Here is a 12044-nt window from a genome sequence, read left to right as displayed (position 1 = left end):
AATTCCTAATTTTATCGCGGATAGTGTTACTCAGTTCCGGCATATTCGCGGGTTTACCAGCGCTCTTTTAACAAATTAATAAACTGGAAAAAGTCATAATGGTTATTGAGGCGATATTTTTCCATGATTTTACTTTTGTGCCAGGTGATGGTTTTGGGCGTGACTTTGTGCAGGGCGGAGATTTTACTGATATCAAAGCCATGAATAATTCCGGAGGCGACGGCAACCTGCGATTTTGACAGCATTTGGTGCGGGCAGTTGCTGCAGACTATCGCTGAGTCGGCCCGCCGGGCCAGAACCAGACCTTCGCACTTTCTTAGCTCCTGGGCAAGGATGGCCAACATCCTGTCAATATTAACTAATTTTATCGACACGAAAATAACCCCTTTCAGGCAGTTAACAATCAGTTCCTGCTCCGGGAGCTGGTCGTAGCTGTGCAGTATAATAACTGAGCTATCTGATTTGCGATTTTTTAGACTGGTATTACACAGGTAGATTTCACCGGGGAGAACCTCGGCGATAATAATATCCTTATCAAAAAAATCATTTTTCTTATACGAAAAGCTGACGTGCAGATGACCGTCGCGGCGGGTGAGCTCATTGACCATGGAAGCCAGCGATTGCCGCAGAAAAGTGTTGCTGGTATTGATTGCGATATTTATTTTTTTCATGGCGCTAGTTCCCTGTAAATCAACATAACGCCATGTAGCGATCAATCCTCCGGGCGTATGCGGTGATTGTTACTGTGCAGATAATTTATTATTGGTGTCGCCTGAGTTATTTTCTGCGCGAAGAGTGCTTGGCTGAAAACGGAAATTTCTGTTTTCTCCTGTCGCGGATATATGAAATAAGGCTATATACCGAAACGCAGAGGCAAAATATGCACAGTAATAAGGCTAACCATGTTTGCATGGCCATGATGGATATCCTTTAATTAAATTTTCAGGTGTTAAAAATGTACATCCCAGGCACGAGAATATTTTTATTCTCTTCTTTAAACCGTGCCGGCACAGGCGAACGGACAGCGTACAGCGGGCGGCCAGCGTTCAGGCTGTGCTGAATCTGGCCACAGCCGGTTAGCCTGAGGACGCTTTGAATCGGTACGCTCCCGATGCCATGTCAATGTAAGAAAATTCTTAATATGCTGTCAGTCTCATTTCTCTCATTCCTCTCAAAAACTGAAAAAAAGTGATCAAGAGGCGGAGGAATGAAAAACTATCCGCCATGACGCCGCCACAAAGATGCAATGCCTGGTGAGGCCGGGTCGGCAAATATCAGGAAAGAAACGCCAGACCTTTGCCAAAAATAGCGCGAATCGGCAGGGCCATGCCCTGAAGGCGGGCCTTGTGGCGCAAGCGGCTGACGACGACATCGATCCGGTGCAGTTCCGGTTCGCCTTCATCGGTGAACAGAGAGGCGTGCAGGTCAACTTTGCTGCACACTTCATTGCGGTTGCGCATTAACAGTTCCAGCAGACGGTACTCCTGCTGCGTTAGCGGCAGGATCAGCCCCGATGGCGCAATTAACTGTTCGCTTTGTAATATCCAGGTGGAAGAGGCTGACCGTTCCGCTGATATCGTCGGCGCGGTGGGCTGGGGCGCGGATTGCTGGCGGAGACGGGCGCCAAGCGCGTGAATGCTCTCCGCGAGGTCGGAAAAGTTGACCGGCTTGATGAGATACAGGTCGGCGCCGGCGTTCAGCGCCTGCAGGCGATCCTGCTCATGGCCTCTGGCGGTGATGACGACCAGTCCGAAATGGCCAATTTCATGCAGATAATCCAGCACGCTAAATCCGTCTTCTCCCGGTAAACCGATGTCGATGAGCACGATATCAACCGGATCGCGATGCAGCTGCCGCCAGAAGGCTTCAGCGCTGCGCACGCCCCATGCATCGAAGCCGCGATGGCGTAAAAAGGCCAGCAGTTCGTCGAGTAAATCAGCGCTATCTTCAACGATAGCGACGCGTAATGTCATGATTTGTCCTTCTGCTGTCCATCCAGCGGCAGTGTGAGCGCAAATTCGCACCCGTCAGCGGTATTTTTCGCCAGGCACAGCTCCCCCCCGTGGGCCTGTATAATTTGTCGGGCGACGTACAGACCCAGGCCGGTGCCGGCTGGCGTGGTCGTATGGGTTTCGCCGCGTCGATAGCGCTCAAAAATATGTTCAACCTGTTCAGGCGCGATGCCGGGGCCGCGATCGCCAATGCGTATTTCAAACCCTTTTTGCAGGCGATAAATCTCGATTCTTATTTCACCTGATGCCGAATATTTGACTGAATTATCGAGCAGATTAGCGATCGCAATACACAGCAGCCCGCTATCAATAAACAGCACCGGCGAAGGCGATTGCGGCCCGACAGTTTGCCCTTCGCAGATGACATGTAAATAATGATTCAGCGACAGATCCACTACCGTGGCGGCGATATAGATAACCGGCAGCAGCTCCGCATTCTGCCGGTCGGCGTGCAGGTCTCTGGAGGAAAGCCGGGCATCGGCGAGGCAATTATCGGTGAGCTGCACCAGGCGGGTGGTCGCTCGCTGCATACGATCGAGGCGCGCGCTCTGCATGGACACAGTGGGGCACAGGCGCAGATTTTCCAGCGCCGCCTCGAGGATGGCCAGCGGCGTTCTGAACTCATGCGCTACCATCCCCATAAACTGGCGCTGGTGGAAGCTGGCCTCGCGTTCAATTTGTAACTCTCTCGCCAGCTGCTGCTTGCGCATCAGGGTACGGTTTTCCGCCCGTACCCGCAGTACGGCGATGATCAGGACCGTGACGATATGGATGATCAGCGCATACTGCCAGGTGGAATAAACCCTGGTATGAAACGGAATCACGCCGTGTACCGAGAGCAGGGCCAGCCCGGCTGACACCACGTAAACCGGCGGCAGCAGCCCGAGCAACAGCGTATTCATATCAACCGCTTTACGCCGCCACAGCATCCATGAGGTGATCAACAGCACCGGGGAGGCGATAAAAAATATCCCCGCTTCAATTTGCATTGCCCGGCCGTAAAATCCCAGCGGGATGCTGATTTGCAGCGCAATGTTTAAGCCGATCGCCGCCAGCAGCAGTTGATGCAGCCGCGGCATGTTCTTCTTCAGATCGAAGACCTCGCTATGCAGCCACAGCGCGGTGGCATAGCTTACCAGCGACAGGCAGCTAATCATGTAATCCTGAACCGGCAGAAGGGTGTCGCCGAATAACCATTCCGGGTAGCCATGCAGGGCCGCGACGAGCGGATAGTTCAGCGAAAACAGGCAGATCCCCCACAGCAGACGTCGGCGCAGCGCAACGGCAAGCCACAGGGCGATGCCGCTGGCAATGACCGCCAGACCGAAATAGAAACTCCAGAAAGCGGTATCGAGGGTGGCCGAACGAACGAATTCCTGCGGCGATGAGAGCGTCGCCAGCAGGATCAGGGTGCTGCTGCTCTGCAGACGGAAGACCATCTCGTAGCCTGCCGCCGTGGGCGGGGGCGCTAAAATCAGCACGCTTTCGCGGTAGTCGAGGTCGCTATCGCGGGCTGGGGCATGGTCGCCAAACTCTTTTTGTTTCCACGGGCTATCGCTGCCGTAGGGGCGATAATAGACGGTTAAACGATCGATAAACGGTGGGCCAAGCTGCAGCCAGCGCTGCTCGCCGGAAAAATAAGCCGCCGGGAGTGACGTGCGCAGCCAGAAAGTTTTTTTTGAATACCCAAACGACGGGATCAGCGACGCCGTTTTTAGCGCCTCTTGCGGTAGCGCAAGAAAGGCGTCGAGGGACATCTGGCCGCTGGCGTCGGTGTACCAGTCAACGGGAATATCGATACCCAGCTGACGGACTTCCGCGCGCGCCGGCGTACACATCTGCAGGGCCATAAGGATGCTGCACCATGCCCAGAAATGCGGTCCACGGTGCCTGCGAAGAACATCAAAAAAAGCGCACAAACGATTCAATTACGCCCCCTTGCGGCATGGACTAATCAATCCGTACGGTATAAACGCGCCGGGGCTCTGCGGCTGGCACAGACAACTCTCCGGAATCCGGGAAATAAAATACAGGGCTGGACAACGCAGCATTCTGCTGGTGCCGCAGATATTATTCCAGCGTTATCTGCAAGCCGGGTAACTGGCCAGACCTGCCGTAAGAAGATTCGCAATCAATGTTAACGTATGAGGGCGGGTCATAATAAGCAAGTGGAAAATTCAAACAGCGCATAGGGATTTATGATGTGCTGCCGTGAAGGTGCATGGAGTTATATACCATTAGCAATAGATTATTTAATCAGCGCATATAAAAGCAGGTGCTTATATTAAGCTTTAATGAATGTCGGGAGAAATGATGGTAATAAACCCTACCTGTCGCCAGGGCCGAGGGGGCAGCGATCGCACCGGGGCGTCAACGCCCGCCGGGGCACCCGTGATAAATAACGCATTCAGGCAATCAGGGCCGCAAAGTCTAGAGACGCGAATCCTGCAGGCGCAAAAAATTAGACAAATATGGTTATATATTGCTCATTGATGAAGTAAAAATATTATTCACAGGCGGAATGTCAGAATTTAGATGCAGCTAATTTCAAGAGATGCGTATTTTATGCGGTTGAAAAATCGCCCTGACGTTCCTTAAGTATGAATAATAGCCGTCGTTTATCAATGTTTTTGGTTATTTATATCAAAGAATCAGCGGTCGACTGTGGTTATGTTGGTTATTCCGCCTGGAGAAATGACCAGGTTAATCATTGACTCGTTGTGGAAGGGGACCTTACAGGATGACGACGAAATCGCTAACGCTTTCTTTGGATGAACAGCAGTCTATTCCTTTGGGTACGGTGGCGGGAACGCTGGGCCACCTCGGCATGGATATCCGTCCGCTGGCGTCTTCAGGCCTGTGCAGTTTCGACCCCGGCTTTGCTAATACCGCCGGCTGCACGTCGGCTATCTCCTGGATCGATACCGAGAACAGCGTTCTGCTGCACCGCGGCTATCCGGTCGATCAGCTGGCTCGCCAGTGTGACTTTCTAGAAGTGGCCTGGATTCTGCTGCAGGGCGATGCACCTGATGAAGCCAGCTATCAGGTGTTCAAAAACACGATTACCCGCCATAGCCTGGTGCACGAGCAGATTGCCCGGATGTGCGGCAGCTTCCGCCGCGACTCGCATCCGATGGCCTTAATGTGCGCCCTGGTCGGCACGCTGGCGGCGTTTTATCACGATGTGCTGGACGTTGAAAACCCGGAGCACCGGGCTCTGGCCGCCACCCGCTTGCTGTCGAAAATGCCGACGCTGGCGGCGATGAGCTACAAGTTCTCTATTGAGCAACCGGCGCAGTATCCACGCAACGATCTCTCTTATGCGGGCAATTTCCTGCATATGCTGTTTGCCATCCCGGCGGAACCGTACCAGCTGAATCCGGTGATTGAACAGGCGATGAATCAGATCCTGGTGCTGCACGCCGATCACGGCCAGTGCGCATCAACCACCACCGTTCGGGCGGCGGGCTCTTCCGGGGCGAACCTGTTTGCCTGTATCGCCGCAGGGCTCGCTTCGCTGTGGGGGCCTACCCACGGCGGGGCTAATGAAGCCAGTATGCGGATGCTGGAGGAGATTAAAACCGTTGATCAAATCCCTGCGTTCCTGAGCAAAGCGAAACGCGACCCGCAGGCGTTACGTCGTCTCGGATTCGGTAACTCTCGCTACCGTAACCTCGACCCGCGAGCCGCTATTTTGCGCGAAACCTGTCACCGGGTGCTGGAGGAACTGGGGATGTGCGATATGCCATTGCAGGTAGCGATGGCCCTCGAAGAGGTGGCGCTGACCGACCCGTACTTTGTGGAAAATGGCCTGTCGCCGAGCGTTGATTTCTATACAGCGGTGATCCTCAAAGCGATGGGGCTGCCTTCATCCATGTTTGTGGTGATCACCGCCGTTGGCAGAACGCTCGGCTGGGTGGCGCACTGGAACGAAATGCACGAAGCGCCGCTGAATATTTATCGCCCGCGGCAGATTTATACCGGTGAAAAGAGGCGGGATTACGTTTCGCGGCGCGAAGGGCGCTGAGAGGAGGCGGCAATCGGGGGGAGTGAACCCGGCTCGCGCTGCGCTAAGCCGGGCAACAAACTCACTGCGTCCCGTAGTCCGCGAACGGATGGTTAACGAAATACCACCTGCGCCCAGCGGGCCAGACCGGCGGTGACCGAGCCAAAATCATCGCCGCCGGCAACCGGAATACCCGGCAGATGGGCTGCCAGCGCTTTTTTAATCAACGGCGAGCGAGCGCTGCCGCCGGTCAGGTAAATCACATCCGGCTGCTCATTGCTGTTATCCAGCGCCAGCTGAACCTGCTCCATAATGCGGGTTAACGGCTGATCCAGCGCGGCTTCCAGCCCCTGCTGGCTGATAGCCGTGGCCAGCTCATCGCTGATAAACGGCAGATCGGTTGTCACGGTCGGCTGCGCGGAAAGGGCGATTTTACTCTCTTCCGCGCTACGCACCAGACGGTAGCTAAGACGCTGACGCCACACCTTCAGCAGCAGCGCGACCTTCTCGCTATCGCGGGCGCTGCGCAGCAAATCGTTAAGCAGACGACCATTGGCGGCGCTGTAAAAATCGGTCTGCGCCGGAACGTCGTTAATCGCCATCGCATTCCACCACGGCAGAATCGGCAGCGCGATACCTTTTTCCGTATCGCCGCCCATCCCCAGCAGCGGCATCAGGCATTTAAAGGCCAGGGCGATATCCAGGTCGTTACCGCCGACGCGGCAGCCGCTATGGCCGAGCAGGCTTTGCTGGCGATCGGCTTTTTCCCGCCACTGCGGCCCCATCAACAGCAGTGAACAGTCGGTGGTCCCGCCGCCGATATCGACGACCAGCACGCGTTTTTCTTCGCTCAGCGTCGCTTCGAAATCCAGACCGGCGGCGACCGGCTCAAACTGAAATACGACGTCGCGAAAGCCCGCGCGCTTTGCCGCTCGCTCAAGAATTCCCTGCGCCTGGGCGTTGGCGTCATCGCCGCCCAGCCCCTGGAAGTTAATCGGCCGTCCGATAACCGCCTGGTCGATGGCGTCCGGCAGCTGCGTTTGCGCCTGGAGTTTGATGTGCAGCATCATGGCGCAGACTAAATCTTCAAACAGCGCAACCTGCTGCGGCTTGAGCCCGCTGGCGCCGAGGAACGATTTCGGCGACTTCACGAAGTAAACTTCTTCCGGATCGTCAACGTACTGATGCAGCGAAGCGAGGCCAAACTGCACGCTGTTGCTGAGTACATCGATATCTTCCTCACGATTGAAGCTTATCGCGCGGCGCAGCAGCGCCTGGTTTTCATCACCGTTGGGCGGGACGTCATGATGGCGGTAGAGCCACTCGCTGACCGCTTCGCGGGTCGGCGCGCAAAGCATGGACGGCAGCAGTGAACTGCCGTTTTCCAGCGTCAGCAGCTGCGGTGTATTTTCGCGCATCACCGCGACCGAACAGTTAGCGGTACCGTAGTCAAAACCAATATACATAGCCTGCAAAATCCCCATGCCGGTGAAGAAGGGGGGCGACTTTAGCGGATCGACGGCACTGCGACAACTGGAATTTAAAAGCAAGGCGCGTCCGGCGCGGAGCCGCTATGATTGAAACGCTAAAAAGGAGAAATGATGACGCTGCTACCCTGGAATCCCCCCTACGACTGGCATTGGATGTTCAGCTTTCTTGGCGCTCGTGCGGTGCAGGGGATTGAAACCTTCGGCGACGATGGCTATCGCCGCAGCTTTGCCCTTAATGGCTGCGCCGGGCTGATTACGGTGATGCCGGATGAGGCCGCGCAGGGCATGCGGGTGACGCTTTCCGCCGGACTGCAGCCGGTGGCGGACGAGTGCCTGATGCGGGTGGGGAGATTGTTGGACTTATCCTGTGACCCGCAGCAGGTTGCCCTGACGCTGGGGGCGCTCGCGCGGCCGAGGCCGGGGCTGCGTTTGCCGGGCTCTCTCGACCCGTTTGAGCAAGCGGTACGCGCGGTGCTGGGTCAACTGGTCAGCGTGGCGATGGCGGCAAAGCTCACCGGGAAAGTGGTGGCCGCCTTCGGAGAACCGCTGGCCGACGCGCCGGGGTTTTACCTGTTTCCCGGCGCGCAGCGGCTGGCACAGGCCGACCCGCTGGCGCTAAAGGCGCTGGGCATGCCCCTGCGGCGCGCGGAGGCGCTGGTACACCTGGCGCGGGCGGCCATCAGCGGCGATCTCCCGCTGGTGGCGCCGGATAATATCGACGCCGGCATGAAGCAGCTGCAGACGCTGCCCGGCATAGGCCGCTGGACGGCCAACTATTTCGCGCTGCGCGGCTGGCAGGCGCCGGATATCTTTCTGCCGGATGATTATCTGATTAAACAGCGTTTCCCTGGTATGACGCCGACCCGTATTGCGCGCTATGCCAGCCGCTGGCACCCCTGGCGCTCTTACGCTTTACTCCATATATGGTATACGGAAGGCTGGTCGCCGGAGCCGGAATAGACCCGAGCGGCGCTTAGCACTGGTATCGACGCGCTGAAATCCCTATAATTGCGGCGTTTGGCGGTCAACCGCCACCCTTCCTACATTCCCAGGTTAATCAGGTCGCAAAAATTTATGACTGATACGTCTCATCAGTGCGTCATTATAGGCATCGCCGGCGCATCGGCTTCGGGCAAAAGCCTTATCGCCAGTACGCTTTATCGTGAATTACGTGAACAGGTCGGAGATGAACATATCGGCGTTATTCCGGAAGACAGCTATTACAAGGATCAAGGTCATCTGTCGATGGAAGAGCGGGTAAAAACCAACTATGACCATCCGAGCTCCATGGATCATAGTCTGCTGTTTCAGCATTTACAGATGTTAAGAAACGGCCAGCCGATAGAGCTGCCGGTGTATAGCTACGTTGAGCATACCCGTATGCCGGAAACCATTCACATTGAACCGAAGAAAGTCATCATTCTGGAAGGGATTCTGCTGCTGACCGATGCCCGCCTGCGCAACGAACTCAGCTTCTCCATATTCGTCGATACCCCGCTGGATATCTGCCTGATGCGCCGCATCAAGCGCGACGTTAACGAGCGCGGGCGGTCAATGGATTCGGTGATGGCGCAGTACCAGAAAACGGTGCGCCCGATGTTCCTGCAATTTATCGATCCTTCCAAACAGTATGCCGATATTATTGTGCCTCGCGGCGGTAAGAACCGTATCGCCATCGACATACTGAAGGCCAAAATCAGTCAGTTCTTTGAATAACACCAACGAATTGTGTAACGTGCAAAGAGAAGCCAATTTGCCCTTATCCCCGGAAGGCGTAGGGGCGCAATGCCTTAAAGGAGAACGTTCATGCGTCTGTGCGATCGAGATATAGAAGCCTGGTTGGATGAGGGCCGGCTGGCCATTAATCCGCGCCCGCCCATTGAGCGCATTAACGGCGCGACGGTCGATGTTCGGCTGGGAAATAAGTTTCGCACTTTCCGCGGCCACACGGCGGGATTTATTGACCTGAGCGGCCCCAAGGCGGAAGTCAGCGCGGCGCTGGACCGGGTGATGAGTGAAGAGATTGTTCTGCCGGATGGCGAAGCGTTCTTTTTGCATCCGGGCGAACTGGCGCTGGCGGTAACCTATGAATCAGTCACTCTGCCGCCGGATCTGGTCGGCTGGCTTGACGGGCGCTCTTCGCTGGCGCGTCTGGGCTTGATGGTGCACGTGACCGCACACCGTATCGATCCGGGCTGGTCCGGCTGTATCGTTCTTGAGTTCTATAATTCAGGTAAGCTGCCGCTGGCGCTGCGTCCAGGGATGCTTATCGGGGCGTTAAGCTTTGAGCCTTTATCCGGGCCGGCTCTACGTCCTTATAACCGCCGCGAAGACGCGAAATATCGCGATCAGCAGGGCGCGGTAGCGAGTCGAATCGACAAGGATTGATAATTTTAGCGGTTTGCTGAGGATGCCATGAGACGAATTCTGACCACGCTGATGATCTTACTGGCGGTTGTTGTCGCCGGTCTTACCGCGCTGGTATTGCTGGTCAACCCCAACGATTTTCGCGCCTATATGGTGAAAGAGGTAGCGGATCGCAGCGGCTATCAGCTCGAACTCGATGGTCCGCTGCGCTGGCACGTCTGGCCGCAGCTCAGCATTCTTTCAGGCCGCATGAAGCTGACCGCGCCGGGCGCGGAGGAGCCGGTTATCCGCGCGGATAATATGCGCCTCGACGTCGGGCTGCTGCCGCTGCTTTCTCATCAGCTGCAGGTCAAGCAGGTGATGCTGAAAGGCGCGGTGATCCAACTGACCTCAAAAACCGAAGCCGTACGTAGCCAGAGCGCGCCGGTTGTCCCGCACGACAACACGCTGCCTCAGGTGCCGGAGGATCGCGGCTGGTCGTATGATGTCGAAAAACTGCAGATTGCCGACAGCGTGCTCTTCTTCCAGCATGAAGACGGCGAACAGGTTACGGTGCGCGATATCCGTCTGCAGATGGAGCAGGATGACAGCCATCGCGCGACGGTCGATTTTTCTGGTCGGGTGAACCGCGACCAGCGGGATTTGGCGCTCTCCTTCTCCGCCCGGGTGCAGGGCGGCGACTATCCTCACTCTTTGAAGGCTGATTTTTCACAGCTCAACTGGCAGCTTCGCGGGGCAGAACTCCCGCCGGAAGGGATGAGCGGCCAGGCCAGCCTGCAGGCGAGCTGGCTGGAAGATGCCAAAAAGCTCAGCTTCGATAACCTGAACGTAACGGCAAACGGCAGCACGATTACCGGCAGCGGCAGCGTTGTGCTGGGCGATCGGCCTGACTGGACGCTTAACCTTCATGCGGGCACGCTGAATCTTGATAACCTGCTTTCGCGTGGCGCTGCAGCCAGCAATAATGGCGTCAACCAGCAAGGCCAAAGCCAGACCCGGCAGCTCCGCCCGGTGATTGCCGATAACGATTTTCAGCGGGACTACAGCTCACTGCGCGGTTTTAACGCGCGGATGACCCTGGCGGCGGACCAGCTGCAGTGGCGGGGCATGAATTTTACTCAGGTTAAAAGCGATATCAGCAACCAGCAGGGGCTGCTGACCATTAACCAAATGCAGGGGAACCTGGACGGCGGACAGCTTTCGCTTCCCGGCTCGCTGGACGCTCGCGGCGAGACGCCGCATGCCTCGTTTAAGCCTCAGCTCGACAACGTTGAGATAGGCACGATTCTGCAGGCGTTTGATTACTCGATTAACCTCACCGGCAAGCTTTCGCTGACCGGCGAATTTTCCGGCGACAAGATTGATGCTGATGAATTCCGCCGCAGCTGGCAGGGGCAGGCGCAAATTCAGATGAAGGATACGCGCACGGAAGGACTTAACTTTCAGCAGTTGGTGCAGCAGGCCGTCGAGCGCAGTACTAACGTTCAGGCCCAGGAAAATTACGATAACGCGACCCGACTCGACGACGTCAGTACCGAGCTGCAGCTGAATAACGGACTGGTTACCTTAAAGGGTCTGCAGGGGCAGTCTGAACTCATGGCATTGACCGGTCAGGGCGAGCTTAACCTGCTGAAAGAAGAGTGCGATATGCGCTTCAACGTTCGGGTTCTGGGCGGCTGGAAGGGTGAGAGCAAGCTCATTGACCGTCTCAAACAGACCGCGATCCCTCTGCGTATTTATGGCAACTGGCAGACGCTGAGCTACAGCCTGCAGGTGGATCAGATACTGCGTAAGCAGCTGCAGGATGAAGCTAAAAAGCGGCTTAATGAATGGGTCGAACGCAATAAAGATACCCAGGATGGTAAGGATGTGAAAAAGCTGCTCGACAAGCTCTGAGTCTGGCAGCGGTCACGGGGTATTGAGGATTCGCGTCACGTTTGGGGAAGGTATCACTCTTTGTCGGCCGGGTAAGGCGCCAGCCGCCGCCCGGCATAAGGTATAAACTGGGGCGCCTTATTAAAGCATCATCTGCATTATGAAATTGCCGGGCTACACTCCGGTGCGCCAGCCTGCGAAAGCTGATGGTTCTTTGTCGGCCGGGTTAAGCGTCAGCCGCCACCCGGCTTTAATTTCAGCGCACTATCAGCCACCGTTTTGTTACGTTACCTT

10 protein-coding genes are annotated in these 12044 nt (G+C 56.1%); 5 read left to right on the top strand and 5 right to left on the bottom strand.

Translation table 11 applies throughout. The features are described from left to right. Positions 1-53: 53 nt before the first annotated feature. The 4 genes from ABLV75_RS07720 to ABLV75_RS07705 form a co-directional block, all read right to left on the bottom strand. Positions 54-671, bottom strand: coding sequence for a transcriptional regulator (locus tag ABLV75_RS07720; protein ID WP_049591789.1), 618 nt, complete (start codon positions 669-671; stop codon positions 54-56). Between the two features lie 106 nt (positions 672-777). Then, on the bottom strand, positions 778-918 hold the full coding sequence (locus ABLV75_RS07715; RefSeq protein WP_004200439.1) for a small membrane protein: 141 nt from the start codon (positions 916-918) through the stop codon (positions 778-780). Between the two features lie 356 nt (positions 919-1274). Beyond that, positions 1275-1973, bottom strand: coding sequence for a response regulator transcription factor (locus ABLV75_RS07710; protein ID WP_004103720.1), 699 nt, complete (start codon positions 1971-1973; stop codon positions 1275-1277). Continuing rightward, a complete protein-coding gene (locus ABLV75_RS07705; protein ID WP_224226976.1) occupies positions 1970-3862 on the bottom strand; it encodes a sensor histidine kinase in 1893 nt (630 codons plus the stop codon). The genes ABLV75_RS07710 and ABLV75_RS07705 overlap by 4 nt, the downstream gene beginning before the upstream one ends. A gap of 890 nt (positions 3863-4752) precedes the next feature. On the opposite strand from ABLV75_RS07705, the gene ABLV75_RS07700 reads away from it, so the two are divergent. Continuing rightward, positions 4753-6039: a citrate synthase gene (locus ABLV75_RS07700; protein WP_004113987.1), complete on the top strand. Its 1287-nt coding sequence runs from the start codon at positions 4753-4755 to the stop codon at positions 6037-6039. A 92-nt stretch (positions 6040-6131) separates the two neighbouring features. Here ABLV75_RS07700 and yegD read toward each other — a convergent pair whose 3' ends face one another. Next, positions 6132-7484, bottom strand: coding sequence for a molecular chaperone (gene yegD / locus ABLV75_RS07695; protein WP_196090511.1), 1353 nt, complete (start codon positions 7482-7484; stop codon positions 6132-6134). A gap of 135 nt (positions 7485-7619) precedes the next feature. Between yegD and alkA the strand changes: the two genes are divergently transcribed. The 4 genes from alkA to asmA all read left to right on the top strand — a co-directional run bounded on the left by alkA (position 7620) and on the right by asmA (position 11771). Beyond that, positions 7620-8468 (top strand): DNA-3-methyladenine glycosylase 2, encoded by an 849-nt coding sequence (gene alkA, locus ABLV75_RS07690; protein ID WP_004113986.1) that lies wholly within the window; start codon positions 7620-7622, stop codon positions 8466-8468. A 114-nt stretch (positions 8469-8582) separates the two neighbouring features. Further along, positions 8583-9224, top strand: a complete 642-nt coding sequence (gene udk / locus ABLV75_RS07685; RefSeq protein WP_004103715.1) for a uridine kinase — start codon at positions 8583-8585, stop codon at positions 9222-9224. Between the two features lie 90 nt (positions 9225-9314). Then, on the top strand, positions 9315-9896 hold the full coding sequence (gene dcd / locus ABLV75_RS07680) for a dCTP deaminase (protein WP_004103714.1): 582 nt from the start codon (positions 9315-9317) through the stop codon (positions 9894-9896). Positions 9897-9923: 27 nt separating this feature from the next. Next, positions 9924-11771, top strand: a complete 1848-nt coding sequence (gene asmA, locus ABLV75_RS07675) for an outer membrane assembly protein AsmA (RefSeq protein WP_004103712.1) — start codon at positions 9924-9926, stop codon at positions 11769-11771. Positions 11772-12044: the final 273 nt, after the last annotated feature.

Origin of the sequence: Klebsiella sp. CN_Kp066 (assembly GCF_040065135.1) — a bacterium.
Lineage (GTDB): Bacteria > Pseudomonadota > Gammaproteobacteria > Enterobacterales > Enterobacteriaceae > Klebsiella > Klebsiella oxytoca.
This window is presented reverse-complemented; position numbering and strand designations above follow the sequence as displayed.

What these genes read in the sequence shown, in the direction of transcription:
- ABLV75_RS07720 (WP_049591789.1), bottom strand. Translation starts at nt 671, where the DNA reads ATGAAAAAAATAAATATCGCAATCAATACCAGCAACACTTTTCTGCGG.
- ABLV75_RS07715 (WP_004200439.1), bottom strand. Translation starts at nt 918, where the DNA reads ATGGCCATGCAAACATGGTTAGCCTTATTACTGTGCATATTTTGCCTC.
- ABLV75_RS07710 (WP_004103720.1), bottom strand. Translation starts at nt 1,973, where the DNA reads ATGACATTACGCGTCGCTATCGTTGAAGATAGCGCTGATTTACTCGAC.
- ABLV75_RS07705 (WP_224226976.1), bottom strand. Translation starts at nt 3,862, where the DNA reads ATGGCCCTGCAGATGTGTACGCCGGCGCGCGCGGAAGTCCGTCAGCTG.
- ABLV75_RS07700 (WP_004113987.1), top strand. Translation starts at nt 4,753, where the DNA reads ATGACGACGAAATCGCTAACGCTTTCTTTGGATGAACAGCAGTCTATT.
- yegD (WP_196090511.1), bottom strand. Translation starts at nt 7,484, where the DNA reads ATGTATATTGGTTTTGACTACGGTACCGCTAACTGTTCGGTCGCGGTG.
- alkA (WP_004113986.1), top strand. Translation starts at nt 7,620, where the DNA reads ATGACGCTGCTACCCTGGAATCCCCCCTACGACTGGCATTGGATGTTC.
- udk (WP_004103715.1), top strand. Translation starts at nt 8,583, where the DNA reads ATGACTGATACGTCTCATCAGTGCGTCATTATAGGCATCGCCGGCGCA.
- dcd (WP_004103714.1), top strand. Translation starts at nt 9,315, where the DNA reads ATGCGTCTGTGCGATCGAGATATAGAAGCCTGGTTGGATGAGGGCCGG.
- asmA (WP_004103712.1), top strand. Translation starts at nt 9,924, where the DNA reads ATGAGACGAATTCTGACCACGCTGATGATCTTACTGGCGGTTGTTGTC.